The 25,757-nt window shown below is 55.9% G+C and carries 20 protein-coding genes and 2 tRNA genes; 19 read left to right on the forward strand and 3 right to left on the reverse strand.

What is annotated here, in order from left to right; genetic code table 11:
• Nucleotides 1-258: 258 nt before the first annotated feature.
• Nucleotides 259-711: a hypothetical protein gene (locus GCE01_RS07970; protein ID WP_099212234.1), complete on the reverse strand. Its 453-nt coding sequence runs from the start codon at nt 709-711 to the stop codon at nt 259-261.
• A gap of 158 nt (nt 712-869) precedes the next feature.
• Between GCE01_RS07970 and GCE01_RS07975 the strand changes: the two genes are divergently transcribed.
• The 18 genes from GCE01_RS07975 to recO all read left to right on the forward strand — a co-directional run bounded on the left by GCE01_RS07975 (nt 870) and on the right by recO (nt 22,306).
• Nucleotides 870-2,339 carry an NAD(P)H-hydrate dehydratase gene (locus tag GCE01_RS07975; RefSeq protein WP_244591132.1) on the forward strand — a complete coding sequence of 490 codons (1,470 nt, stop codon included), beginning with the start codon at nt 870-872 and terminating at the stop codon, nt 2,337-2,339.
• 69 nt (nt 2,340-2,408) lie between these two features.
• A tRNA-Leu gene (locus tag GCE01_RS07980) sits at nt 2,409-2,493 on the forward strand.
• Nucleotides 2,494-2,549: 56 nt separating this feature from the next.
• Nucleotides 2,550-3,881, forward strand: coding sequence for a trigger factor (gene tig / locus GCE01_RS07985; RefSeq protein ID WP_046901424.1), 1,332 nt, complete (start codon nt 2,550-2,552; stop codon nt 3,879-3,881).
• 131 nt (nt 3,882-4,012) lie between these two features.
• Entirely contained in the window at nt 4,013-4,657 is a 645-nt protein-coding gene (locus GCE01_RS07990) for an ATP-dependent Clp protease proteolytic subunit (RefSeq protein ID WP_046901425.1), read from the forward strand.
• Nucleotides 4,658-4,856: 199 nt separating this feature from the next.
• The gene (clpX, locus tag GCE01_RS07995; protein WP_046901426.1) at nt 4,857-6,122 is read left to right on the forward strand and encodes an ATP-dependent Clp protease ATP-binding subunit ClpX; all 1,266 of its coding nucleotides are present in this window, start codon (nt 4,857-4,859) and stop codon (nt 6,120-6,122) included.
• 158 nt (nt 6,123-6,280) lie between these two features.
• Entirely contained in the window at nt 6,281-8,827 is a 2,547-nt protein-coding gene (lon, locus tag GCE01_RS08000) for an endopeptidase La (RefSeq protein WP_099212236.1), read from the forward strand.
• A 139-nt stretch (nt 8,828-8,966) separates the two neighbouring features.
• Nucleotides 8,967-9,254, forward strand: a complete 288-nt coding sequence (locus GCE01_RS08005) for an HU family DNA-binding protein (RefSeq protein WP_007282110.1) — start codon at nt 8,967-8,969, stop codon at nt 9,252-9,254.
• Nucleotides 9,255-9,324: 70 nt separating this feature from the next.
• A tRNA-Val gene (locus GCE01_RS08010) sits at nt 9,325-9,399 on the forward strand.
• Nucleotides 9,400-9,420: 21 nt separating this feature from the next.
• Nucleotides 9,421-10,143: a biotin--[acetyl-CoA-carboxylase] ligase gene (locus GCE01_RS08015; RefSeq protein ID WP_099212238.1), complete on the forward strand. Its 723-nt coding sequence runs from the start codon at nt 9,421-9,423 to the stop codon at nt 10,141-10,143.
• Between the two features lie 17 nt (nt 10,144-10,160).
• Nucleotides 10,161-10,958 carry a type III pantothenate kinase gene (locus tag GCE01_RS08020; protein ID WP_099212240.1) on the forward strand — a complete coding sequence of 266 codons (798 nt, stop codon included), beginning with the start codon at nt 10,161-10,163 and terminating at the stop codon, nt 10,956-10,958.
• Nucleotides 10,959-11,009: 51 nt separating this feature from the next.
• On the forward strand, nt 11,010-12,668 hold the full coding sequence (locus GCE01_RS08025) for a ribonuclease J (RefSeq protein WP_099212242.1): 1,659 nt from the start codon (nt 11,010-11,012) through the stop codon (nt 12,666-12,668).
• Nucleotides 12,669-12,679: 11 nt separating this feature from the next.
• On the forward strand, nt 12,680-13,996 hold the full coding sequence (gene proS / locus GCE01_RS08030; protein WP_099212244.1) for a proline--tRNA ligase: 1,317 nt from the start codon (nt 12,680-12,682) through the stop codon (nt 13,994-13,996).
• Complete coding sequence (locus GCE01_RS08035; protein ID WP_099212246.1) at nt 13,996-15,243, forward strand: lipoprotein-releasing ABC transporter permease subunit; 1,248 nt, start codon at nt 13,996-13,998, stop codon at nt 15,241-15,243. The genes proS and GCE01_RS08035 overlap by 1 nt, the downstream gene beginning before the upstream one ends.
• A complete protein-coding gene (locus GCE01_RS08040; protein WP_099212248.1) occupies nt 15,236-15,925 on the forward strand; it encodes an ABC transporter ATP-binding protein in 690 nt (229 codons plus the stop codon). The genes GCE01_RS08035 and GCE01_RS08040 overlap by 8 nt, the downstream gene beginning before the upstream one ends.
• A 60-nt stretch (nt 15,926-15,985) precedes the next feature.
• Nucleotides 15,986-19,408 (forward strand): DNA polymerase III subunit alpha, encoded by a 3,423-nt coding sequence (gene dnaE / locus GCE01_RS08045; protein ID WP_099212251.1) that lies wholly within the window; start codon nt 15,986-15,988, stop codon nt 19,406-19,408.
• A gap of 171 nt (nt 19,409-19,579) precedes the next feature.
• The gene (gene rpsB / locus GCE01_RS08050) at nt 19,580-20,374 is read left to right on the forward strand and encodes a 30S ribosomal protein S2 (protein ID WP_046901435.1); all 795 of its coding nucleotides are present in this window, start codon (nt 19,580-19,582) and stop codon (nt 20,372-20,374) included.
• Between the two features lie 102 nt (nt 20,375-20,476).
• Complete coding sequence (tsf, locus tag GCE01_RS08055) at nt 20,477-21,385, forward strand: translation elongation factor Ts (RefSeq protein ID WP_046901436.1); 909 nt, start codon at nt 20,477-20,479, stop codon at nt 21,383-21,385.
• Nucleotides 21,386-21,508: 123 nt separating this feature from the next.
• Nucleotides 21,509-22,306, forward strand: a complete 798-nt coding sequence (gene recO, locus GCE01_RS08060; RefSeq protein ID WP_099212698.1) for a DNA repair protein RecO — start codon at nt 21,509-21,511, stop codon at nt 22,304-22,306.
• Here recO and GCE01_RS08065 read toward each other — a convergent pair.
• A complete protein-coding gene (locus tag GCE01_RS08065) occupies nt 22,266-22,742 on the reverse strand; it encodes a hypothetical protein (RefSeq protein ID WP_099212253.1) in 477 nt (158 codons plus the stop codon). The two genes, recO and GCE01_RS08065, sit on opposite strands and share 41 nt — an antisense overlap.
• Between GCE01_RS08065 and parC the strand changes: the two genes are divergently transcribed.
• A complete protein-coding gene (parC, locus tag GCE01_RS08070) occupies nt 22,719-24,929 on the forward strand; it encodes a DNA topoisomerase IV subunit A (protein ID WP_099212256.1) in 2,211 nt (736 codons plus the stop codon). The genes GCE01_RS08065 and parC overlap by 24 nt on opposite strands.
• A 2-nt stretch (nt 24,930-24,931) precedes the next feature.
• On the opposite strand, the gene GCE01_RS08075 is transcribed toward parC, so the two are convergent.
• Nucleotides 24,932-25,648: an arginyltransferase gene (locus GCE01_RS08075; protein ID WP_099212259.1), complete on the reverse strand. Its 717-nt coding sequence runs from the start codon at nt 25,646-25,648 to the stop codon at nt 24,932-24,934.
• Nucleotides 25,649-25,757 lie beyond the last annotated feature (109 nt).

Raw genomic sequence — 25,757 nt, forward strand, 5'->3', positions numbered from 1 at the left:
GGGAATTCTTGATTGCCTTCGCACGGCTGCCTACGGGGCGTCCGCGTTTTGCAGGGGCAGAGGTACGGGGCTTGGAAGGACCGGAGGTCGTTTTCGCGCTCAAATGACTCTCGAGACTCTCGTTGACGGTACAGACCTGACGGAATGGACCGGAGTTGAGGGCGGGCACATGTCCCGCAACTTTAAAGTGGTGCGTTATCGGCTAAACGCTGGAATGGCAAGCGATACAGCCCATGAAGCGCCATATCGCTACCACAATCACATGCCGTGCGCCATGGCTGCAATCAGAATGTTCACAAGACCAAGGCCAGCCATAAGAATCATACGGTTTCTGAGAGTGTCAAAAATAGCAGGCTGAGGGCGCATGGCCCGACGGGCTCGCAGGAATGGTCCGCGAACTGTCGTTATGAAAACCACCGCCATGGCAATCCCGATCAACTGCATCGCATTGATCGTCCAGTTTACGGCAGCAAAGCCGCCTTCATGGAAAACAAGCGCCCAGCCGCTCACCAGGGAAAAAGGCACAACCTGCCAGAGGCCTTTGAAAAAGCGTGTGTAGTTCTGCAAAAGAACCGAAGAGCGTGGTCCGGGGTCGAGGAGGCCGACTGTGGAGCGGACAACCAGCGCGGAGTAGATTGATCCGCCGATCCAGTATGTCATGCACAGAAGATGGATTGCGAGCACTAGGCTCCAGAGAAGTGAACCCGTCATTGATCCTCGTCATGGTCAGGTGGGTGAAGGAAGAGCAGGGATATCCCTGATGTATCGGCTGGAGGTTACCCGAGGGGAATGTCCAAAGGCCATAGGGAACGCGGATGTCGCCTGTGCTTTGTGTAAGCATGCCCGCTCATCAGGAGAAAAAAAGAGTTATGCCTCCATACCCTCTTGCGCTGCTAACACCCGAGGAAAGCGACATGATGGATCATGCTGCTTCGGCTGTCGTTCCTGTTGCGCAACTCATGGAAAATGCGGGATGGGCCGTTGCTCGAGCCATTCGCAAGCGGTTTCAGAAATGTCGCGTGGCCGTTGTTTGCGGCCCGGGTAACAACGGAGGAGACGGTTACGTCGTGGCCCGTCTTCTGGCGCGATGGGGATGGTCGGTCCGAGTGGTGGCGATGGGTGCTCCCAAAGAGGGTAGGCCGGCATTTGTCGCTGCGTCAGGATGGGGTGGTCCTGTGCTGCCATTCGAGAAAGCATCTCTGGAAGGAATTGACCTGCTGGTTGATGCTGTTTTTGGGTCCGGATTGAAGCGTCCAGTCAGTGACGACGTAGCTGAAATGCTCGCAGCTGTTCCTCGGCGTGTGGCGATCGATATGCCGAGTGGCGTATCCGGAGAGACTGGAGAAGTGCTCGGTCAGGCACAGGGTTGCGCGTTGACGGTCACGTTTGTGAGGCCACGGCCAGGTCATTTTCTGGAGCCTGGGCGAGGATTGTGCGGGGAGTTGGTCTGCGCCGATATCGCTATGCCTGAGCAGGCATGGAGTGGCCTGACGCCAAAAATAAGTTTCAATTGGCCGGGGCTTTGGGAGCTGCCGGTCTCCGGAGAGGGAGACTATAAATATCGACGCGGTGTTGTGAGTGTCTGTGGTGGTGCTGTTATGCCGGGCGCTACAAGGCTGGCAGCACGAGCCGCACGGCGGACAGGTGCCGGGCTTGTCCGCATCGCAGCCCGAAAAGCTGCCGAAGCCTATCGACTCGGCGACCCGGGACTAATCATTGATGACCAGCCTCTTGGCTCCCTGCTGGAAGATTTGCGACGGAAGGTTTGGATCTGCGGGCCCGGCCTGACCCCTGAAGAGGTTTCCGAAGTTCTCCCTGCGCTATTGGCCGCAAAAAAAACGGTTCTTGCGGATGCTGGTGCTTTGGCATGGGGAGCGGAAGACCTTTCTCGTCTGAAAGGCGTGGCGGCTGTCACGCCGCATATCGGCGAATTCAAAAAGCTGTTTGGCCCTGTGACGGGGAGTCGAACTGAAGCTGCCTTGAATGCTGCGCGTGAGTTGAATGCCGTGATGGTCATGAAGGGGGCAGATACGATCATAGCTGCGCCAGACGGACGCATTGCGATCAATGCGCACGCCACATCGGCGCTTGCTACGGCAGGATCGGGCGACACACTGACGGGGGTGATTGGGACTTTGATGGCTGCGGGAATGGAGACCTGGGAGGCGTGTTGCGCGGGTGTCTGGCTGCACGGTGAGGCGGGAATACAGGCAGCCCGTGATCACGGTGGGTGGCCCGTCGCAGAGGATCTGGATCTTCCCCTGGGAGAGGCGCGGAGCGTCGCGACAGAGCTTTCAAAGGCGGATTTAAGCAAAAACCCGGTGGCCGCCCTGTTGTGAAGTAGCGTTTCATGCGCTAAAGGCCGCGCTTCCAAGGTTCGGTAACACGAACCCCGGAGACGGGGCTGAGCGGGCGTGGTGGAATTGGTAGACACGCCAGATTTAGGTTCTGGTGGCGCAAGTCGTGGGGGTTCAAGTCCCTCCGCCCGTACCAACCCGGTTTCCTGAGAAGAGATTTTAACATACCCGACCGAGAGGATCGCCTGGCTCATGCAGGTTACGCCCACGCTCAACGAAGGACTTAAGCGCGCCTTCACTGTCGTTGTCCCGTCTGCCGACCTGCAGGCTCGTCGCGCAGCCCGACTCGCAGAAGTTGCGCGCACGATCAAGCTTCCGGGTTTCCGTCCGGGCAAGGTGCCGGCATCTCTCGTCAAGCAGCGTCATGGCGCAGCCGTGAATGCGGAACTGATGGAAGAAGTTGTTAACGACACGGTTGGCAAGCTTCTTCAGGAACAGGACGTCCGTCCGGCTATGCAGCCGAAGGTAGAGCTGGTTTCTGCTCCGGACTCTGATGGCGATCTGGAATTCAAGATCGAAGTCGAAGTTCTGCCGGAAATTGCAGTTCCTGACCTGTCTGGTCTGAAGCTGACACGTCTGACCTCCAAGGTTGACGAAGAAGTCGTGAACAAGGCTCTGGCTGACCTCGCCCGTCGCAGCCGCAAGTTTGACGCCATCGAAGAAGATCGCGCTGCCGTAAAGGGTGACGTGGTCTGCGTTGACTTCGTTGGCAAGCATGATGGCACGCCGTTTGACGGTGGCACGGCTGAAGACGTGAACGTCGAAATCGGTGGTGAAGGCTTCATCCCGGGTTTTGCCGAGCAGATGGAAGGCATGAAGGCCGGGGAAGAGCGCGTTATCAACGTGACGTTCCCGGAAGACTATCAGGCTGAAGAACTGGCCGGTAAGGCTGTGACCTTCGACATTAAGGCGAAGTCCCTGAAGAAGCCTGTTGATCCGGAAATCAACGATGATCTGGCCAAGGATATTGGTCTTGAGAGCATCGAGCAGATCCGCTCCCTGATCACGGAACAGGCTGAAGGCGAGTACAAGCAGCTTTCCCGTCTGCGCATCAAGCGCGAGCTTCTGGACGCCCTGTCCGAGAAGACCGACTTTGAAGCCCCGCAGAGCATGGTTGACGCCGAGTTCGGCCAGATCTGGACCCGCGTCGAGCAGGATCGCGAAGCTGGTCGCATGGACGAGGAAGATGCAGGCAAGGACGAAGAGACCCTGCGTGCAGATTACCGTCGTATTGCAGAGCGTCGCGTAAAGCTGGGTCTGCTTCTGGCTGAAATCGGTCGCAAGCAGGAAATCCAGGTTTCCCGCGAGGAACTGCTGGGTGCGATGCAGCAGGAAGCTCAGCGTTACCCGGGTCAGGAAAAGATGGTTTTCGAGTTCTTCTCCAAGAACCCGCAGGCTGTTGAAGGGCTCCGTGGCCCGATCCTGGAAAACAAGGTTGTCGACTATCTGATCGAGCTGGCTGATGTCACCGAAAAGGAAGTCACACCTGAAGAACTCGCAGAAATCCCGCCTGCCGAGCTCTGAGAGTACTGACGTAAGAAGGACGGGCACTCTCAGGAGTGCCCGTTTTGCTGTCTGCTCCCTTTGACGGAACGCTCTCTCGGGTCCATGTTAGAGAGAACAGACAGCCCATCGGGCATTGAGGAACAGACAGTATGACCATTGGGGACCGCGATCCCGTCGAGGTGTTCAACAACTCTCTGGTGCCGATGGTGGTCGAACAGACTGCCCGCGGAGAGCGAGCTTTCGACATTTTTTCACGCCTCCTTCAGGAGCGTATCATCTTCCTGACCGGCCCGGTTTACGATCAGGTTTCATCCTTGATCAGCGCTCAGCTTCTGTATCTTGAGAGCGTTAATCCGACCAAGGAAATTTCGTTCTACATCAACAGCCCTGGCGGTGTCGTTTCCGCTGGTCTCGCGATTTATGACACGATGCAGTACATTCGTTGCCCGGTTAGCACTGTCTGCATTGGTCAGGCTGCGTCCATGGGGTCGCTGCTACTGGCGGGTGGTGAGAAGGGGCATCGTTACTGCCTGCCGAATGCGCGCGTAATGGTGCATCAGCCATCTGGTGGAGCGCAGGGTCAGGCGTCCGATATTGAGATTCAGGCTCGTGAGATCCTGTTGATCCGTCAGCGCCTGAACGAAATCTATCGTGAGCATACTGGGCAGACGCTTGAAGAGATCGAGCGCAAGCTCGAGCGTGACAGCTATCTGTCTGCTGAAGAAGCGAAAGAATTCGGTCTGATTGACGCTGTTGTGCGACGTCACCCCAACGTGGCAGCCAGTCAGGATTGAGTTTGTTTGAAGTGACAGGGGAGCAGGTTGCTCCCCTTGGAAAGAAAAAGCGGCATACCGATATGCCGCTTTTCATGTCTTGGAGCCCAGGGCTTCGGGGTTGCCGAAGGCTGAGACCTCGGCCTAGAGTTTTAAGTGCTTCCGCATGTCTGCTGCCGAAAAGTGGTCGGTGCGTGCGTGAGGGGAAAGAGGAACAGCGATGAGCAACAAATCCGGCGATTCCAAAAACACCCTGTATTGCTCGTTCTGTGGGAAATCCCAGCACGAAGTGCGCAAGCTGATCGCTGGCCCGACAGTTTTCATCTGTGATGAATGCGTTGAGTTGTGCATGGACATCATTCGCGAGGAGCATAAGACGCATCTCGTGAAGTCCCGAGACGGTGTTCCGACGCCAAAAGAAATCTGCAAGGTTCTGGACGATTACGTCATTGGTCAGTTCGAGGCCAAGCGCGCGCTTTCTGTGGCCGTTCATAACCACTATAAGCGTCTGGCCCATGCTCAGAAGAGCAATGACATCGAGATCGCGAAGTCCAACATCCTTCTGATTGGCCCGACCGGAACAGGCAAGACGCTGCTGGCTCAGACGCTGGCTCGTATTCTTGATGTACCGTTTACTATGGCTGATGCCACGACGCTGACCGAAGCCGGTTATGTGGGCGAGGACGTTGAAAACATCATCCTGAAGCTTCTTCAGGCATCAGACTATAACGTTGAGCGTGCGCAGCGTGGCATCGTCTACATCGATGAAATCGATAAGATTTCTCGCAAGTCCGATAACCCCTCCATCACGCGTGACGTGTCGGGCGAAGGTGTACAGCAGGCGCTGCTCAAGCTGATGGAAGGGACAGTTGCGTCCGTTCCACCGCAGGGTGGCCGAAAGCATCCCCAGCAGGAGTTCCTGCAGGTGGATACGACGAACATGCTGTTCATCTGCGGTGGTGCATTCGCGGGCCTGGACAAAATCATTGCCGCTCGCGGCAAGGGCTCGGGCATTGGCTTCGGAGCGGATGTGCGTTCTGATGACGAGCGGCGTCTTGGAGCAATTCTTCAGACCGTCGAACCTGAGGATCTTCTCAAGTTTGGTTTGATTCCAGAGTTCATCGGTCGTCTGCCTGTTATCGCGGCTCTGAACGATCTGGATGAAGCCGCTCTGATCCAGATTTTGAGCAAGCCCAAAAATGCGCTGACCAAGCAGTATGCGCGTCTTTTTGAGATGGAAGGCGTCAAGCTGACATTTACGGAAGATGCACTTTCCGCCATTGCCAAGCGTGCTATCGAACGTAAGACAGGCGCACGTGGTCTTAGATCGATCATGGAGAATATTCTCCTTGGAACGATGTTCGATCTTCCCGGGCTGGACAGCGTTGAGGAAGTCGTCATCAATCGTGAAGTGGCGGAAAGCAAAGCCAACCCTGTTTATGTGTACGGGAAAGGCAAAAGCGAGCCGGCTGAGCAATCTGCCTGAGGATGTTGAAGGGGCCGTCTTGTCAGGCGGCCTTTTCGTTCCGACATTCTGGATAGATGCTGTCTGAATTCGTGCCTTTTCTGCATGAAGAGACATCACGGTGTTCGCGCTGCCAGGCAGGCGGAGGCCGTGGGATCGTCCCTATGGAGATCAAGTGAATGACTGACGATACCAAGCCTAAGACGCGCCGTCGCACAAAGAAGGTGGATGACGCCGCAGTTGTGGAAAAGAAGCCTGCCCGCAAGCCGCGTGCCAAAGCCGCGGCTGCCTCTCCTGTGGAGGCTGTGACTGAGGTAGCCCCGGCTCCTCGCCAGGATGTCATGGCTGTTCTGCCGCTGCGAAACATTGTTGTGTTTCCGCACATGATTGTTCCGCTTTTTGTCGGGCGGGAAAAGTCAGTTAAGGCGCTGGAAACTGTCACACGCGATAGCAAGCAAATCCTGCTTGTTGCGCAGAAAGATGTTTCGCAGGATGATCCTTCTGCTGACGACATTTACCGTTACGGCACGGTTTCCACCATCCTTCAGCTGCTGAAACTGCCAGACGGTACCGTTAAGGTTCTGGTCGAAGGAACCCGTCGTGTTCAGATCACGCGTCTGTTCGATGTGGATGGTCACTTCGAAGCTGAAGTGAAAGAAATTGCGGAGGAGCCTTTGTCGGCTACTCCGGGCAGTGATCTGGAAGCTCTGGGTCGCTCAACGGTTTCCCAGTTCGAGCAGTATATCAAGCTCAACAAGAAGATCCCGCCTGAAGTCATGGTCTCGATCAACCAGATCGAGGATCTGTCAAAGCTGGCAGACACAATTGCCAGCCATCTGAATCTCAAGATTTCCGAAAAGCAGGAAATTCTCGAGATGGCCTCTGCTGAGCAGCGTTTAGAGCAGGTCTTTGCTCATATTGAGACAGAGATTGGCGTTCTGCAGGTTGAGAAGCGTATCCGGAACCGCGTGAAGCGGCAGATGGAGAAGACACAGCGCGAATATTATCTCAACGAGCAGCTCAAGGCGATTCAGAAGGAGCTTGGGGAAGGCGAGGATGGCAAGGACGAACTTGCTGAGCTTGAAGAGAAGATCAACAAGACGCGCCTGAGCCGTGAAGCCAAGGAAAAGGCCCATGCCGAGCTGAAAAAGCTGCGTGGCATGAGCCCGATGTCTGCGGAAAGCACAGTCGTCCGGAATTATCTGGACTGGCTGCTGGGTATTCCGTGGAAAAAGCGTTCCAAGATCACCAAGGAGTTCACGCACGCTGAAGGTGTGCTTGAAGCCGAACATTACGGTCTGGAGAAGGTCAAGGAGCGTATCCTTGAGTACCTTGCAGTGCAGACGCGTTCCCAGAAGATCAAGGGACCGATCCTCTGTCTCGTAGGGCCGCCGGGTGTTGGTAAAACGTCTCTGGCACGGTCAATCGCCAAGGCAACAGGACGTCAGTACGTTCGGATGTCCCTAGGTGGTGTGCGCGACGAATCGGAAATCCGCGGTCATCGCCGGACGTATATCGGGTCCATGCCTGGAAAAATTATCCAAGGCATGAAGAAAGCGAAAACGTCTAATCCGCTATTCCTGCTGGATGAGATTGACAAACTGGGCGCGGATTGGAGAGGCGATCCTTCGTCTGCACTTCTGGAGGTTCTGGATCCGGAGCAGAACTCAACGTTTGCCGATCACTATCTGGAAGTCGATTATGATCTTTCGGATGTCATGTTCGTGACGACGGCTAACAGCCTGAACATGCCGCAGCCACTGCTGGATCGTATGGAGATCATCAATCTCTCCGGCTACACGGAAGATGAGAAGGTCCAGATTGCGCGTCGTCATCTGCTGTCAAAGCAGGCTGAAGCCCACAATCTCAAGCCGGATGAATGGTCTGTCTCCGATGAGACGCTGATGGAGTTGATTCGCTCCTACACGCGTGAGGCTGGCGTCAGAAATCTCGAGCGTGAGATTGCCCGATTGGCTCGTAAGGCCGTGAAGGAAATCATCACGACGGGTGTGACGCATGTTGAGATCACGCCGGACAACCTGGAAAAATACGCAGGTGTCCGCCGCTTCCGTCATGGTGAGACCGAGACGGAAGATATGGTCGGTGTCGTGACCGGACTTGCCTGGACTCAGGTCGGCGGTGAGATCTTGACGATTGAGAGCGTCATGGTGCCTGGGAAGGGGCAGGTGAAGCAGACTGGCAAGCTGGGGGAAGTGATGCAGGAGAGCATCTCGGCCGCCCTGTCTTATGTCCGATCACGAGCTCAGGACTTCGGCATCCGGCCACCTCTCTTCGAGAAGCGCGACATCCATGTGCATCTTCCAGAAGGGGCTACGCCAAAGGACGGTCCGTCCGCAGGTATCGCGCTTGCTACGTCTCTTGTCAGTATTCTGACGCAGATTCCCATCCGTAGAGATGTGGCGATGACGGGCGAAATTACGCTGCGTGGTCGTGTGCTGGAAATTGGTGGTTTGAAAGAGAAGCTGCTTGCAGCGCTTCGGGCAGGGATCAAAACTGTTCTTATCCCGAAGGATAATGAAAAGGATCTTGTCGAGGTTCCTGAGAATGTCCGGCATGCTCTCAAGATTATTCCAGTCAGTCACGTCGACGACGTTCTGAAAATTGCTCTCACGCGTATGCCTGAGGCGATCGAATGGGATGAAAACGTCGATCCTGTAGGCGGAATTTCGGCTGAGAAAGTGGCTCCAAGGGCACTTCCGCACTAACGGTTGGGTTCTTATACGATTCTAACAGTTGACGCGGCCAAAAAGCGCTTCATAGTGCGGCCGCAGATCGAACAAGCGCCTGAGCCGCAAGACTCTTCGGAGGTTGGCTCAGGTGCTCTTAACACCAGAAAGGCACATCATGGAGAAGCCCCTCAACAAGCAGGAACTGATCGCCGCCGTTGCTGACGCCGCCGATCTTCCGAAGGCCAAGGCCAGCGAAGTTGTCGATGCGGTGTTCAGCACGATCGAGAAGACGCTTGCCAAGAAGCAGGAAGTTCGTCTGGTTGGTTTCGGTAGCTTCGTGACCGCTACGCGTAAGGCCGCCAAGGGCCGTAACCCGCGTACGGGCGAAGAGATCGACATTCCGGCATCCACCTCTGTCCGTTTCAAGCCGGGCAAAGGTCTTAAGGACGCCGTAAGCGAATAATTTCGCTTTTTTGGTTCTGAGTGCCTTTACGGGTGCTCAGAACCGTGTATATAGGCCACGTGTTTTCAGAGGGCGATTAGCTCAGCGGTAGAGCGTCTCGTTTACACCGAGAGGGTCGGCAGTTCAATCCTGTCATCGCCCACCACATGAAGACTGTTTTTTGACTATGGCCTGGCGTTTCGAAGTTTATGAGACGTTGGGATCGACTTCCGATCTCTGTAAAGAGAAAGCCGAGGCTGGAGCCCCCGAGAGGCTCGCCGTTCAGGCACTTTTCCAAACATCAGGGCGTGGAACCCGGGGTCGCAGTTGGGTAGATCCCGGCGGTAATCTGGCAATTTCTCTGTTGTTCAAACCGCAAAATCCTGAAATTTTTTTGACTGCGTGCCCGTTTCTGACCGCTTTGGCGCTTTACGAAACAGCGCAGAGTTTCTGCCCCTCAAAAGCAGAATTTTTGCTGAAATGGCCGAATGATTTACTCCTGAATGAACGCAAAATGGCGGGAGTTCTGATTGAGGCGGGTGGTATTGCGTCTAACAGGTGGGTTGTTGTCGGTATTGGTGCAAACCTGGCGCAGGCGCCTGACGTCCCTGGCCGTCAGTTGGCAGCCCTTTCCGAGGTCGCTCCTGCAGTCGATCCCATCAAGTTTGGCGAGGCACTGACGGCGGAAATGGACCGTTGGATTGCTTCGTGGAATGATCATGGTTTCGAAGTCATTCGTCGAGCATGGCTCGAAAGAGCGCATCCGGTTGGACGTCATCTTGCGGTTCAGCGTGGTGAAACTTATATAACAGGTTCATTTTCAGGGTTGGATGAACAGGGGCGACTGCTTCTCGCTCTCCCGGGTGGTGAAACCATACCGGTCGTAACAGGTGATATCCTGCTGGGTTAAAGGGACCGGATCGGAACGTGCTTCTCGTCATTGATGCTGGCAACACCAACGTTGTGTTTGCCGTCCACGACGGTCAGTCGTGGATCGGTCAGTGGCGCATGTCCACCAGCGACTCCCGTACAGCAGATGAATATGCCGTTTGGTTACTGGGCCTTTTCGATCGTATCGGGCTGACGCCTGCGTCTGTCACGCGCGCGATTATCGGAACTGTTGTTCCCGCAGCATTATATGATTTGCGGCGTTTCTGTCGCCAGTGGCTGGATGTGGAGCCACTTGTGGCCAATGCGGGCCTAGATTGGGGCATTGAAGCGCTAGTCGATAATCCGGCAGAACTTGGTGCGGATCGTCGATTGAACGGTCTGGCAGCCCAGCACTTTTATGGTGGCCCGCTCATTGTTGTTGATTTTGGCACGGCAACAACGTTTGATGTCGTGAATGAATACGGTCAATACTGTGGTGGAGCGATTGCTCCGGGCGTCAATCTGTCCATTGATGCCTTGCACAGAGCGGCCGCTCGATTGCCACGGATGAGCATCGGGCGCCCTCTGAACGCAATTGGCCGAAGCACAAGCGTTGCCATGCGTTCCGGACTCTTCTGGGGCTATGTTGGCCTGGTTGAAGGGATCGTAGGAAGAATTTCCGAAGAAATGGGCGGACGCCCCAAGATTGTTGCAACAGGCGGTCTTGCGCCTCTGTTTTCAGAGGGCACCAATTTGTTTGACGTGATGGCCCCGGATCTGACTCTGGATGGCCTCCGTCTTCTGGCGGACCGCAATGCGCTCCTGCCGATCTTAAATTCCCCCGAAGGCATGTAGGCTTTCGGCAATGAATATCGCTCATGATGGTAACACACGTAAGGAATAACTATGACGGATACACCTGACGGTTTGTCCTTCCTGCCTTTGGGCGGGACAGGCGAGATCGGCATGAATTTCAATCTCTACCGCCTCACTAAAAACAGTAAGGAAACCTGGCTCGCCATCGATTGCGGCATTGGCTTCTCAGGTAACGACACGCCTGAAGCTGAAGTGCTGATGCCGGACCCGACGTTTATCGCGGATCGTGCAAAGGATCTGTGTGGGTTGGTCATTACACATGCCCATGAAGATCATCTGGGTGCAGTAGCTCATCTCTGGCCTTATCTGCGCTGCCCGGTTTATGCCACGCCGTTCGCTGCCGCAGTACTGCGTCGCAAGCTGCATGAAGCGCATCTGGTTAATCAGGTAAAAATTCATGTGGTGATGCCGGGCTCGCGCTTCCATGTCGGCCCGTTTGATCTTCAGTTTGTGTCGGTGACGCACTCTGTCGCGGAAGCGCAGGCAGTTGCTCTGCGGACGCCCCATGGCCTGATCGTTCATACCGGTGACTGGAAGCTGGACGAAAATCCGCTTGTTGGCCCGGTCACTGATCTGGAAGAGTTCCGTCGTCTAGGTGACGAGGGCGTTCTGGCGATGGTGGGTGATAGCACCAACGTCATGAAGGAAGGCCGTTCAGAGTCCGAAGCGGACGTCCGCAAAGGCCTGACGGATCTGATCACAAGCCTTCAGGGGCGTGTGGCCGTAACGTGCTTTGCCAGCAACGTGGCGCGCGTTGAGAGCATTGCGAAGGCTGCCATGGCGGCTGGTCGTGCTGTCATGATCGTGGGCCGTTCCCTGCGTAATCTTGAAACTGCTGCCCGTGAGTGCGGTTACTTCAGCGATCTGCCGCCGTTCCTGACGGAGCAGGACGCACGCGACGTCCATGATGACAACCTTCTGATGATCATCACGGGAAGCCAGGGCGAGCCTCGTTCTGCCCTGTCCCGTATCGCGTCCGATACTCATCCGAACATTTCGCTGGGTGAGGGTGACACGGTCATCTACAGCTCCCGCGTTATTCCGGGGAATGAGCAGGCTGTCATGGCTGTGCAGGACAACCTGTCCCGTCGTGGTGTGACTGTTCTGACGGACAAAGACGCGAAGGTTCATACGTCCGGTCATGCAACGGGCGATGATATTCGCGTTCTGTATGGCATTGTCCGTCCGAAATACAGCATCCCAACACATGGCGAATGGCGTCATCTGACGGCTCATGCGGCCTTGGCCCATGAAATGGGTTCTGATCCGATCCTGCTGGAAGATGGTGACATCCTGAACCTGTCGCCGGGTGACGTGAAGGTTGTCGATACGGCACCGACTGGTCGCCTGGCGCTGGATGGCGGTCGTCTTCTGCCCATGACGGGTGGTGTTCTGGCGGCACGTCGCAAGATGCTCTTCAACGGCATGGTTCTTGCGAGCTTCGCTGTTGATGACGAAGGCTATGTGATCGGTGAGCCAAAGATCAGTGCGCCAGGCCTTCTGGAATCGGAAGATCCGGAAAGCATTCGCATTCAGGAAGAATTCGCTGATTCTATTGACGAAATTCCTGATGAACTGCGAAAGGACGACACGGCATTCCGTGATGCGGCCAAGACGGCCCTGCGCCGTGCCCTGGGGCGCAAGCTCCAGAAGCGTCCGCTTGTCGATGTTCATCTGCTGCGCGTCTGAGAGAATAGAGTATGCGTCTGAGTAAAGCCTTTCAGCCGACGCTGAAGGAAGTTCCGGCGGAGGCGCAAATTGCGTCTCATCGCCTGATGCTACGTGCAGGTCTGGTTCGCCAGACCTCCTCGGGTATTTATGCCTGGCTGCCAGCGGGCCTGCGTGTTCTTCGGAACATCGAGCAGATCATCCGCGAAGAGCAGGATACGATTGGCGCACAGGAAGTCCTGATGCCGACACTGCAGTCTGCTGATCTGTGGCGTCGTTCAGGGCGTTATGACGCTTATGGTCCGGAGATGCTGCGCATTCAGGACCGTCATGGTCGTGAGTTGCTTTACGGACCGACGAACGAGGAAATGATCACGGATATCTTCGGATCTTCTGTGAGCTCCTACAAACAGCTTCCAAAGGCGCTGTATCATATTCAGTGGAAGTTCCGTGATGAGGTGCGTCCCCGTTTCGGTGTGATGCGCGGTCGCGAGTTCCTCATGAAGGACGCTTATTCCTTCGATGCAGACTATCAGGGCGCGGTTAACAGCTATCGCCGCATGATGCTGTCTTATCTGAGGATCTTCCAGCGTCTCGGTGTTCGCGCTGTTCCTATGGTTGCTGATACGGGGCCGATCGGTGGTGATCTCAGCCATGAGTTCCTGGTTCTCGCGCCAACAGGTGAAAGCGGCGTATTCTTTGACGCTGCCCTTGAAGAGCAGGATTGGCTGGGCCGCCCGGTTGATTGTGATAACGAGGAAGATCTCGCCGCATTCTTCTCTTCCGTGACGGATCACTATGCCGCAACGGATGAGAAGCACGACGAGGCTGCCTGGGCGGAAGTGCCGGATGACCGGAAGCGGGAAGGGCGTGGCATCGAAGTTGGCCACATCTTCTACTTCGGCACCAAGTACACGGAATCCATGGGGATCGAAGTCAGCGGTGCCGACGGGACGAAATTCTCGCCTCACATGGGGTCTTATGGGGTCGGTGTCTCCCGGCTGGTCGGTGCTATCATTGAGGCATCGCATGACGACGCTGGCATCATCTGGCCGGATTCCGTTGCGCCGTACAAAGCTGCGATCCTCAACCTGCGTCCGGGTGATGAAGCCTGTGATGCGATCTGTGAAGAGATCTACGGGGCTGATCCAGAGAACTTCATGTACGATGATCGCTCCGAGCGCGCGGGCGTGAAGTTTAACGATGCTGATCTGATGGGTCATCCCTGGCAGATCATTGTCGGTCCTCGTGGTGCCAAAGAAGGCAAGGTTGAACTGAAGCGCCGTGCAGATGGTGAGCGGTTCGAGCTGCCGGTGGCTGAAGCGCTGGCCAAGATCGGAGCCGCCTGATGTTTGGCCGCTTCGAGCGTATGGTGGCAGGGCGCTATCTGCGTGCCCGCCGTGGCGAACGCTTCGCCTCGATCATTGCAGTTTTCTCATTGGTCGGAATTGCGCTCGGAGTGGCCACACTCATCATCGTGATGTCGGTGATGAACGGGTTCAAGGCTGATCTGATGGGGCGTATCCTGGGTCTTCACGGAGATCTCTCTGTGTATGGCTATGGCCGCCCCATTGAGGCCTATCAGAACGACGTTGAGGCTATCCGCTCTATTCCCGGGGTCAAATCCGTCACACCCATGGCGCAGGGAACTGTGCTGGTCGAAGCCGGACGGTATTCGACGGGTGCGGAAGTCCAGGGTATTGCACAACAGGATTTTCGTGACTGGCGCGCCTTAAGCAGTGGTATTATCGCCGGGTCGATTGATCGTTTCACGGGAGACGACGCCGTTGCCATTGGGACGACCATGGCGGATCGTGCGGGTCTGACGATCGGTTCTCCAATTACACTCCTTTCCCCGGACGGTCAGGCGACACCATTCGGCACGATGCCGCGCGTAAAAACGTATCATGTGGCTGCCATCTTCGATGCCAATTGGAACGATTATAATTCCAACATCGTTCTGGTGCCGCTTCCGGCTGCGCAAAAGTTTCTGATGCTTGAAAATGCAGTGTCGCTCATTCAGGTTTCGGTAGACGATCCTATGAACGTCCAGCTTACGCGTCAGGCCGTTGTCCAGCGTCTGGATGATCCACGCCTACGCGTTATTGACTGGAAGAACAGCGCAAATGGCTTCCTGGATGCTGTGACGGTTGAGCAGAACGTCATGTTCCTCATTTTGACGCTCATTATTCTGGTGGCTGCTTTCAACGTCATCTCGTCCTTGATCATGATGGTGAAGGACAAGACGCGGGATATCGCGGTTTTGCGGACGCTTGGTGCGAGCCGCGGCGCAGTCATGCGGATATTCCTCATGAATGGCGCTTTTGTCGGGATTGTCGGGACGGCTGCCGGTTCTGCCCTTGGCATTGCGTTTGCCCTGAATATCGAACGCATCCGGCAGTGGCTCCAGTCTCTTACCGGCACCAACCTGTTCAACCCGGAAGTTTACTTTCTCGAGCGTCTTCCGGCGAAGCTGGTCTGGTCGCAGGTTGGAGAAGTGATTGCCATGTCTCTGGTGCTTTCTCTTCTCGCAACGCTGTATCCATCATGGAGAGCAGCGCGAACTGATCCAATTGAGGCGTTGCGTCATGAGTGAGACACAGATGCCAGCATTAAAGCTGGAGAATCTGACGCGTCGTTTTCGGTCAGGTGAAGAAACGCTCGAAATTCTATCGAATGCCGAGTTTACGCTTTATCCCGGTGAAATTGTTGCCCTTGTTGCGCCGAGCGGGACCGGAAAATCTACGCTCTTGCATCTTGCCGGGCTGTTGGAAGCTCCCACCGACGGTACAGTTTATATCGGTGGCAAGGCGGTAAGTGGACTGAGCGATAGCGTTCGCACTGCTGTGCGGCGTGATCAAATCGGGTTTGTGTATCAGTTTCATCATTTGTTGGGTGAGTTCACAGCGCGCGAAAATGTCATGTTGCCCCAGTTGGTTGCGGGTGTGTCCGCAAAGGTGGCGCGGGCGCGTGCCGAAGATCTATTGGGACGTTTTGGATTGTCTAATCGCCTGAATTCTCTGCCCGGCCGCCTGTCTGGTGGTGAGCAGCAGCGGACTGCTATCGCGCGGGCCTTAGCCAACCGGCCAAAACTTCTCCTTGCGGATGAGCCAACCGGCAATCTGGATATTGGGACGTCTGATCACGTTTTTGATGAGCTATTGCGTGCCGTTCGTGAGGAAGGCGTTGCAGCACTGATTGCAACGCATAATCAGGAACTTGCGGCCCGTATGGACCGGACGGTAACGTTACGGGATGGGAAGCTCGTACCGTTTTGAGTTGAGGTGACCGGCAAGAAGAGCGCTGTATCTGCTCGCCGGTCCTGATAGAATAGAGGCATGTCTCATGCCGATTTTGTCCATCTCCGTAATCACTCAGCCTACTCCCTGAGCCAGGGCGCCATTCGCATTCCAGATCTGGTTAGTCTGGCTGTGAAGAACGGTATGCCTGCCGTTGCATTGACGGACAGTGGCAACCTATTTGGTGCTCTGGAATTTTCTCTTTACTGCCGAAGCAGCGGTGTACAGCCGATTGTCGGCTGTCAGCTTTCCCTTCCATCCCGCAGCACCAAGCCCGGAGCTCCTTCTGAGCCGCTGGTAGTGCTGGCCCGGAACGAGACGGGGCTGGCCAATCTCCAGATCCTGTCCTCTGAGGGCTTTCTGAACGGTGATCCGGCTGATCCAACAGTTGCTGTGGATGTGCTGTGCCAGCACGCCGATGGGTTGTTCCTTCTGACTGGCGGCAATCGTGGGCCGATCAATCGGTTGATTTACGACGAGCAGAAAGGTGAGGCAGAAGAACTGCTGCGTCGTCTGGCAGACGCTTTTCCGGGTAATATTGCGGTGGAACTCAATCGCTTCGGCGCGGCGGGTGAACGCGAAATCGAAAGCGTTCTGATCCCACTCGCGGACAAGCTTGATATTCCCCTTGTCGCTACCAATGAGTGCTTCTTCCCGACGCCTCAGATGCACGAAGCCCATGATGCGCTTATCTGTATTGCGCAGGGGCGGACGATGGCCGAAGCCGATCGTTGGCACGTTTCCCCGCAGGCCTGGTTCAAGACGCCGGCCGAGATGCGTGAGATCTTCAAGGATCTGCCAGAAGCTTGTGACAATACGCTTATTATTGCGCAGAAATGTGCCATCGCTGCATGCACGCGAAAGCCACTTCTGCCGATTTGCCCGAAGGTTCGTGAGGGTTCAACGGAAGAAGAAACGCTTCGTGCCATGGCATGGGAAGGGCTGGAGAAACGCCTTGAAGCGATCAGTGCGGACGAAGATAAACGAAAAATCTATTCAGATCGTCTGCAAACTGAACTCGACATCATCGCGAAGATGGGCTTCCCCGGCTACTTCCTGATCGTGGCTGACTTCATTCAGTGGGCAAAAGCGCATGATATTCCCGTCGGGCCTGGGCGTGGATCGGGTGCAGGTTCACTGGTGGCTTATGCACTGACCATCACTGATATTGATCCGCTACCCTTCGGCTTGCTGTTCGAGCGCTTCCTGAACCCGGAACGTGTCTCGATGCCTGACTTTGATATCGACTTCTGTCAGGACCGCCGAGACGAAGTTATCCGCTATGTCCGTGAGGAATACGGTGGAAGCCGTGTCGCTCAGATCATTACCTTCGGTAAGCTTCAGGCCAAAGCTGCCGTCCGTGACGTCGGGCGTGTACTTGGTTTGCCTTACGGCATGGTTAACCGCGTTGCAGAACTGATCCCGAATAATCCTGCCAAGCCAGTGACGCTGGCGCAGGCGATCGAGGGCGAACCGCGCCTTCAGGAGATGCGAGACAGCGATGAAGCTTTGAAACGGCTTCTGGAAATTGCTCTTCAGCTTGAAGGTCTCTATCGGCACGCTTCAACACACGCTGCAGGCGTCGTGATTGGTGACCGAGAACTGGTCGAGCTGGTGCCGCTTTATCGAGACCCGAAGAGCGACATGCTGGTCACCCAGTACAACATGAAGTTTGTTGAGCAGGCTGGACTGGTCAAGTTCGACTTCCTTGGTCTGACGACATTAACAATTCTGAAGCGTGGTCTGGATTTCCTTAAAGAACAAGGAATTATCGTCGATCTCTCACGTATCCCATTAGACGATAAAAAGACTTTTGAAATGCTCGCAAAGGGAGACACGGCCGGTGTCTTCCAGTTTGAAGGCGCGGGCATGCGCGACATGCTCAAACAGATGGCCGCCAGCCGTCTGGAAGATCTGATTGCCGGTGTGTCGTTGTATCGACCGGGGCCGATGGCCAACATTCCGGACTATTGTCGGCGTAAACATGGCGAGGCATGGGAGCCGCCTCACGAAGAAATTCGGGATATTCTGGAAGAGACCTATGGGATCATGGTCTACCAGGAACAGGTCATGCAGATCGCTCAGAAAATGGCGGGCTACAGTCTTGGTGGTGCTGACCTTCTAAGACGCGCCATGGGCAAGAAGATTGCGTCTGAAATGGAGAAGCAACGCGAGATCTTCACTGATGGCGCTACGGCCCGGGGAATTCCAAAAGATAAAGCCGTAGAAGTCTTTGATCTTATGGCTCGTTTTGCGGACTACGGCTTTAACAAGTCACATGCCGCTGCCTATGCTCTGGTTTCGTATCAAACGGCTTGGATGAAAGCGAACCATCCAGTCGCATTCCTTGCTGGCTGTATGTCTCTGGCACGGGAAAAGACGGATAAACTCGCTGCGCTTTGTCAGGAAGCAAAGCGTATGAAAATTTCGGTACTTCCCGTTGATATCAATCGCTCAATGGCGGATTTCTCCATTGAGACACTGGAAGACGGGCGTCAGGGCATTCGTTATGCGCTTTCAGCCATCAAGCGCGTTGGGACTGCGGCCATGGAGGCGGTGGTGGCAGTACGCGGAGACCGTCCTTTCAAAGATCTGACAGATTTTGCAGAGCGATGTGACCCTAAAAGCATTAATAAAATTCAGATAGAAAATCTCGCAAAATCAGGAGCTTTTGATAGTCTCCTTAAAGACCGCCACACTGTATTCGCGAGTGCGGACATCCTCATCCGCCGGGCGCAAGCGAGAGCGCAGGAACAGCAGGTTGGTCAGACGGGTCTGTTTGGCGGGAGCGGACAGGAGCGGGAAATTCTCCGTCTGAATGAGGGGCGCCCTTGGCCGGATTTCGAGCGCCTTTCACTGGAGGCGTCTGCTATTGGTTTCCATATGAGCGCCCATCCTCTGGATGCATACCGCACGGTCCTCAGACGCTTGGGGGTCACGCCGTCGAACGCACTGGAAAATGCTGCAAAAACAGGGAGTACCCGTGTCAAAATCGCTGGATGCGTCGTGGATAAAAAAGAGCGTCCTACCCGAACTGGCAAGAAGATGGCGTGGGTCAATCTTTCGGATAGTGGTGGTGGCTGTGAAGTCACGCTCTTCGCTGAGACATTGATGTCCTGCCGGGATCTTTTGGTCGCAGGGCAAGCTATTCTTGTGCAGGCTGAACTCAAACTGGACGGGGACGCTTTGCGGATTACGGCACAGAGCGTCATGGATCTAGAGGTCGCAGCTGCTGCTGAGCGGTCTGAAATGCGGGTGTGGCTCCGCCAGTCAGCCGCTTTGCCCAGTCTTTCTGAAATGCTTGAAGAAATGCGTGGCGGACATGGGCGTGTCGTACTGCTTCCTTCTCTGGAAGAGACGCAGGATGTGGAAATCCTTCTGCCCGGGACATATCGCGTGACGCCTCGGTTGGCTGAGCGGATGCGAACCATCCGTGGCGTAGAGAAGGCTGAACAACGATAAACCAGAGAAAATTCTTGCAATAAGGGCGCGTATCAGCCATATCGCGCTCGTCCGTTTTCTTCCCTTCAAGGAGGTTGGCGGACAATCCGCACGCATGACCATGAGGTTTTCTGGTGTTCCGCAAGGGACGTCGTCATGCGGAGGTCTAACCAGATGCTAGGAATTTGAATCATGGCAATGCCAGAATTCACCATGCGCCAGCTCCTTGAAGCCGGCGTTCACTTCGGTCACCACACCCGCCGTTGGAACCCTGCAATGGCGCCGTACCTGTTTGGTATTCGCAATCAGGTCCACATCATCGATCTGCAGCAGACCGTTCCCCTGCTGGACCGCGCCCTGAAGCTGGTCCGCGAGACGGTTGCAAACGGTGGTCGCGTTCTTTTCGTTGGAACGAAGCGCGCTGCTGCTGAGCATGTTGCTGAAGCTGCCCAGCGTTGCGGCCAGTACTACGTGAACCACCGCTGGCTCGGCGGTATGCTGACGAACTGGAAGACCATTACGGGTTCCATCAAGCGTCTGCGCCAGATCGACGATATGCTGTCCGGTGACACGGCTGGTCTGACGAAAAAGGAAGTTCTCGACATCACGCGTGACCGTGAGAAGCTCGAGCGCTCCCTCGGCGGTATCAAGGAAATGGGCGGTCTGCCTGACCTGATTTTCGTGATCGACACGAACAAGGAAAAGCTGGCTGTTGAAGAAGCCAACAAGCTCGGCATTCCGGTCATTGGCATTCTGGACAGCAACTCCAACCCGGCCGGTGTCACGTACCCGATCCCGGGCAACGACGACGCTATCCGTGCCATCACCCTGTACTGTGACCTGATTTCTGGCGCAGTTCTGGACGGCATTTCTGCTGAGCTGGCTGCTTCCGGCCACGATATCGGCGCTGAAGAAGAGCTTCCGGCTGAGACCGCAGTTCTTGAAGCTGCCGTCGCCGAAGGTGAGCAGGCTCCAGCCGCTAACTGAGACAGCGTGCCGTGTTCTCTCTGATGGCACGGCAACTGAAAAACATGCATGCGGTCGGGCGTTTACGCTCGGCCGCATGATCTTTTCGAGGGATAAGAGAACATGGCAGAGATCACCGCAGCCCTGGTTCGCGAGCTACGCGAAAGCACCGGCGCAGGCATGATGGATTGCAAGAAGGCTCTGACTGAAGCCTCTGGCGACATGGAAGCCGCCATCGACTGGCTGCGCACGAAGGGCCTGTCCCAGGCTGCCAAGAAGTCTGGCCGTACCACGGCAGAAGGCCTGGTTGGCGTTGTTTCCGGCCCGAACCGCGCCGCTATGGTCGAAGTCAATGCCGAGACGGACTTTGTTGGCCGTAACGAAGCATTCCAGGCTTTCGTTGAGCAGGTTGCTCAGGTTGCTCTGGAAGTTGGTGATGACCTGGAAACCATCAAGGCTTCCAAGGTTCCGTCTGGCCGTACGGTTGCTGACGAACTGACGCACCTGATCGCCACGATCGGTGAAAACATGTCCATCCGTCGTGCCAAGGTTCTGTCCGTAGAGACCGGCGTTGTCGCAAGCTACGTGCACAGTGCACTGCGTCCGGGCATTGGCAAGATTGGTGTTCTGGCTGCTCTTGAAGCACCGTCCGAGAGCGAAGCTATTCTGACGCTTGGCCGCCAGATTGGTATGCACGTTGCTGCAACCCGTCCTGCCGCTCTGGATGTTGCAAGCGTTGATCCGGAATCTCTGGAGCGTGAGCGCGCTGTTCTGATCGAGCAGGCTCGTGAGTCCGGCAAGCCGGAAGCCATCATCGAAAAGATGGTCGAAGGTCGTGTCCGCAAGTTCTACGAAGAAGTTGTTCTTCTTGAGCAGGTCTGGGTGCTGGACGGCGAAAGCCGCGTGTCCAAGGTCGTTGAGAAGGCTGGCGCGAAGCTGATTGGTTTCGAGCGCTTCCAGCTTGGCGAAGGCATCGAAAAGGAAGAAAACGACTTCGCTGCTGAAGTGGCTGCTGCTGCTGGCACGAAGTAACATCTTTCTTTTTCCGGCTGATGGGCTTGCCTGTTCAGTTGGATACGAGAGACTGGAAACTCCCGCATGGTTATCGTGCGGGAGTTTTTCTGTTTTCAGGGGCTGTGGGGCTGTTTTGCAATGATGGAATGGGAAGCCGCTGCGCTTGTTCTCTCCGTTCGACCCTACGGCGAAGGCAGTGCACTTGTTCATCTGTTGAGCGAAGAGCACGGTGTTTCGCATGGAATGGTCCGTGGTGGTGGTTCACGGAAACAGGCCCCGCTTTGGCAAACCGGTAATCTTGTTATGGCCAGATGGCGCGCCCGGTTGTCTGATCAACTTGGAGGTGTGACTGCCGAGCCGGTGCAAAGTGTGGGCGCCAGATTGCTGGACTTGCCGTTGCAACTGGCGATGGTCAGTAGTGCATGTGCCCTCGCTGACGGGGCGCTCCCACAGGGTGAGCCTCATCCTGAGCTTTTCATGCGCTTGATCCGTCTACTTACATTGATTGCTGTTGCTCCCGAGCCGCCTCCCATGGCGGCCTATATTCGCTGGGAACGTGAACTGCTCGGTGGCCTTGGGTACGGTCTGGATCTTTCGACCTGTGCAGTTACGGAGACGACTGAAGATCTGGATTTTGTCTCTCCACGATCTGGCCGGGCTGTCAGCGTTGCGGGAGCAGGAGAATGGCGGGACCGTCTATTGCCGCTTCCGGCCTTCCTGCGACATGATGAAGAAGAAGGTCTGCCTGACGAATGGCTACAGGGAATGACCCTGACAGGTCATTTCCTGGCACGCTGGGTTTTTGGCGTCCGGCATCAACCATTGCCTGCAGCCCGCGAAAGGCTTTTTGAACGTGTCCGTAAATTGACGGAGCCAAACGAGTTTCAGAGCGATGAGGTCAGTATTGTACCTGAACCGGACCTGGGCGAAGGCCACTGACGACATCCGGGTCCGCGCGCCAGTTCCAGACTGACCAGTCCCATCCCGGATGCTGATTAATTTCTGCGGTCATACGGTGTTCTTCATTCGCAGAGACATGGTGGCCGGACTGGTAAGCGTGGTAAGCTGATATATTGCCCATATAGACGCACCCGCAGGCTGTCGGATCCGCATAGAGCAGGACCGGAATATTGCCTTGCATGCGGTACGTCATGGTGTTGGCAGGAAGCAGGTTCATCATTTGCCAGCGGGCTGTTGTGTCGGCCGGATGGGCGACAAAGCCGCTGCGAGCCAGTGTATCCTCCTCATGGAGGATGGGCCGGTAAGGTGAACAGGCCGAAAGAAGAACGAGGGCGGCGCTGGACAGAAGCGGGCGCCAGTGTCTAATTCCTGCGGAGAAAAGGGGAAGTGCATGGGCGTTGATCTGGCGGGTCATATTGAGGATACCAAGCTCGCGGAGGCTCTGAGCGAGCGATATATTGCGTATGCGATGTCGACGATCATGTCGCGGTCCCTTCCGGATGTGCGTGATGGTCTCAAGCCGGTGCACCGGCGCCTCCTCTATGCGATGCAGCAGCTACGCCTTGATCCCACATCAGGGTTTAAAAAGTGTGCACGTGTCGTCGGTGACGTGATCGGTAAGTTTCATCCGCATGGTGATGCGTCCGTTTACGAAGCGCTGGTGCGTCTGGCGCAGGATTTTGCCGTTCGGTATCCGCTGGTTGAGGGGCAGGGCAACTTTGGCTCCATCGACGGTGATGGCGCGGCTGCCATGCGATACACGGAAAGCCGCCTGACGGAGATTGCTCAGACGCTGCTGGATGGCATCAACGATGATGCTGTTGATTTCCGGCCAACCTACGACAACGAAGATCACGAACCGATCGTCCTGCCTGGGACGTTCCCGAACCTTCTGGCCAATGGCTCCGCGGGTATTGCGGTGGGCATGGCGACAAGCATTCCGCCTCACAATGCTGGTGAAATCTGCCGAGCTGCAAAGCTTCTGATTGAGAAGCCTGAAGCAACAGTTGCGGAACTCGTCGATTACATTCCAGGCCCTGACTTCCCGACCGGTGGCATTCTGGTGGAAGATCGGGATTCGATTATCCGGTCTTACGAAACTGGCCGAGGCAGTTTCCGGACACGGGCGCGTTGGGAAGTTGAACAGGGACGTTTCGGTACGTGGTGCATTGTCGTCACTGAAATTCCCTATCAGGTGCAGAAATCCCGGCTGATCGAACAGATTGCCGAGTTGATGGAGCAGCGTAAGCTGCCCTTGCTCGGGGATGTCCGGGATGAAAGCACCATGGAAATTCGTCTGGTGCTGGAGCCCAAGACCAAGGGATGTGATCCTGAAGTCCTGATGGAGACGATGTTCCGCAACACGGCACTTGAGAGCCGGTTCAGTCTGAACATGAATGTTCTGGGCGGGGATCGTGTACCGGGTGTTCTGTCAATCAAGCAGGTCATTCAGGCTTGGCTGGCACATGTGCATGAAGTGCTGGTTCGACGTTCCAACCATCGCCTTGCGGCAGTCCTGCGTCGACTGGAAATTCTTGACGGCTTTCTGGCGGTTTATCTGAATCTTGATGAGGTTATCCGCATCATCAGAGAAGAAGATGAGCCCAAGGTCTGCCTTATGAAGACCTTTACTTTGACGGATATTCAGGCGGAAGCTGTGCTGAATATGCGTCTGCGCTCTTTGCGGCGCCTGGAAGAGATGGAAATCCGCAAAGAACGTGATGCGCTGGCGGATGAGCGGAAGTCTCTTGAAACCCTTCTGGGGTCTGAAAAGCGGCGTTGGACACGGATTGGAAAAGATCTGGACGCCACGATCAAGAAGTTTGGCAGTGGCCCACTAGGTGATCGCCGGACAACAATTGCTGAACCGCCCAAAGCCATCGATATTTCAGCGGCTCTGGAGGTTGATCGTGAGCCTCTGACAATCCTGCTGTCCAGCGAAGGCTGGATACGGGCCATGAAAGGTCACGGATTGGACCCGGAAGGCCATCGCTTCAAGGAAGGCGATTCACCAGGACTGATGGCGGAGTGTCAGAGCACAGACCGGGTCTGTCTGATCGCCAGTGGCGGAAAGGCGTTCACACTCAAGGCTGCGGATCTACCCCGCGGGCGTGGTTTCGGTCAGCCAGTGCGGACACTGATGGATATCGCGCAGGAAGAACGCATCGTGGCGATGTTCCCCGTGACGGAAGATGGCAGACGCCTGATCGCGTCCGAAAGCGGGCGTGGCATGATTGTCTCTGAGGCCGGTATTGTTGCTGAGAAGCGGACAGGCAAGCAGGTGTTCAACGTCAAGAATGGGGAAAGCGTTTTTGCCTGTATTCCGGCAGTTGGAACGCATGTTCTGGCGGTTGGGCATAACAAGCGCGTTCTTATTTTCCCAATGGAACAGGTTCCTGAGATGACGCGTGGATCAGGCGTCTCTCTGCAGAAGCTGGGAGATAGCACGTTGCGGGATCTTCGAGCGTTTACGCTTGAAGAGGGCCTTTTGTGGCAGCCCGGGCAGCGTGTACGACCTGCTGCTGATCTGGCCCCGCTTGAAGGACGGCGCGGTGCAGTTGGGCGTGCTGCCCCGCAATGGATCCTGCGCAAACCAAGCTGATGTCAGACCGGTGCGGCCAACGTTTCCCAGTGACCGCCCTGAAAGATCTCAGCCGGACGGAAGGTGGCCTTGTAAGCCATTTTCCGGCTGCCGGGGACGTAATAGCCCAGATAAAGGTGAAGACTTCCGCGCCGCTTGGTCAGATTGATCAGCGTCAGGATTGAATAGGTTCCCCAGGAGGCCGTCGGGCTGGATGTATCGTAGAACGTATAAACTGCGGACAGGCCGTCAGACATAATATCCACGAGGCTGACGCAGACGAGTTGGCCTTCAGGGGTTCGAAATTCCACGACAACCGTTTCCACCGGCGTGTTGGAAATCAGTTCGACGTAATCCTGCCAGGACATGTGGGCCATGTCGCCGTCCGTGTGACGGCTTTCCTGATAGGCGTGGAACAGGGCAAACTGCTCCTGCGTTGGCACCGGCGGTATGATGACAGCATTGGTATTTTCGTGATGCTTCCAGACGCGCTTCTGGGCACGCGAAGGCGTGAAGAGTCCTACAGGAAGGCGCAGGGGTTTGCAGGCCCGGCAGTCGATGCAGACAGGTGCGTAGGCGATTGTATGGCTGCGCCGGAAGCCAGCCTGGGACAGACGGTCGTGCAATGCTGAAGCATTCGGGCCGGAAAGATCAGTCAGAACCTTGCGCTCCATGCGATCAGGCAGGTACGGGCATGGTGCTGGCTCGGTTGTGTAGAAGAGCTGTGGGCGGTGTTGCACAGGGCCGCTCCTCCAATGGAAAACCAGATGCGTTCTTCAGCCTAACCCAGACAGGACGCTGGCGCATCCATCATCTTTGCGGGAAGAGTATAGCCTCGGCCTGATTGGG

This window comes from Gluconobacter cerinus (genome assembly GCF_002723935.1).
Classification (GTDB): domain Bacteria; phylum Pseudomonadota; class Alphaproteobacteria; order Acetobacterales; family Acetobacteraceae; genus Gluconobacter; species Gluconobacter cerinus.

What these genes read in the sequence shown, in the direction of transcription:
- GCE01_RS08015 (WP_099212238.1), top strand. Translation starts at nt 9,421, where the DNA reads ATGGCCTGGCGTTTCGAAGTTTATGAGACGTTGGGATCGACTTCCGAT.
- GCE01_RS08005 (WP_007282110.1), top strand. Translation starts at nt 8,967, where the DNA reads ATGGAGAAGCCCCTCAACAAGCAGGAACTGATCGCCGCCGTTGCTGAC.
- proS (WP_099212244.1), top strand. Translation starts at nt 12,680, where the DNA reads ATGCGTCTGAGTAAAGCCTTTCAGCCGACGCTGAAGGAAGTTCCGGCG.
- GCE01_RS07970 (WP_099212234.1), bottom strand. Translation starts at nt 711, where the DNA reads ATGACGGGTTCACTTCTCTGGAGCCTAGTGCTCGCAATCCATCTTCTG.
- recO (WP_099212698.1), top strand. Translation starts at nt 21,509, where the DNA reads ATGGAATGGGAAGCCGCTGCGCTTGTTCTCTCCGTTCGACCCTACGGC.
- GCE01_RS07990 (WP_046901425.1), top strand. Translation starts at nt 4,013, where the DNA reads ATGACCATTGGGGACCGCGATCCCGTCGAGGTGTTCAACAACTCTCTG.
- clpX (WP_046901426.1), top strand. Translation starts at nt 4,857, where the DNA reads ATGAGCAACAAATCCGGCGATTCCAAAAACACCCTGTATTGCTCGTTC.
- parC (WP_099212256.1), top strand. Translation starts at nt 22,719, where the DNA reads ATGGGCGTTGATCTGGCGGGTCATATTGAGGATACCAAGCTCGCGGAG.
- GCE01_RS08035 (WP_099212246.1), top strand. Translation starts at nt 13,996, where the DNA reads ATGTTTGGCCGCTTCGAGCGTATGGTGGCAGGGCGCTATCTGCGTGCC.
- dnaE (WP_099212251.1), top strand. Translation starts at nt 15,986, where the DNA reads ATGTCTCATGCCGATTTTGTCCATCTCCGTAATCACTCAGCCTACTCC.
- GCE01_RS08025 (WP_099212242.1), top strand. Translation starts at nt 11,010, where the DNA reads ATGACGGATACACCTGACGGTTTGTCCTTCCTGCCTTTGGGCGGGACA.
- GCE01_RS08065 (WP_099212253.1), bottom strand. Translation starts at nt 22,742, where the DNA reads ATGACCCGCCAGATCAACGCCCATGCACTTCCCCTTTTCTCCGCAGGA.
- tig (WP_046901424.1), top strand. Translation starts at nt 2,550, where the DNA reads ATGCAGGTTACGCCCACGCTCAACGAAGGACTTAAGCGCGCCTTCACT.
- rpsB (WP_046901435.1), top strand. Translation starts at nt 19,580, where the DNA reads ATGGCAATGCCAGAATTCACCATGCGCCAGCTCCTTGAAGCCGGCGTT.
- tsf (WP_046901436.1), top strand. Translation starts at nt 20,477, where the DNA reads ATGGCAGAGATCACCGCAGCCCTGGTTCGCGAGCTACGCGAAAGCACC.
- lon (WP_099212236.1), top strand. Translation starts at nt 6,281, where the DNA reads ATGACTGACGATACCAAGCCTAAGACGCGCCGTCGCACAAAGAAGGTG.
- GCE01_RS07975 (WP_244591132.1), top strand. Translation starts at nt 870, where the DNA reads ATGCCTCCATACCCTCTTGCGCTGCTAACACCCGAGGAAAGCGACATG.
- GCE01_RS08040 (WP_099212248.1), top strand. Translation starts at nt 15,236, where the DNA reads ATGAGTGAGACACAGATGCCAGCATTAAAGCTGGAGAATCTGACGCGT.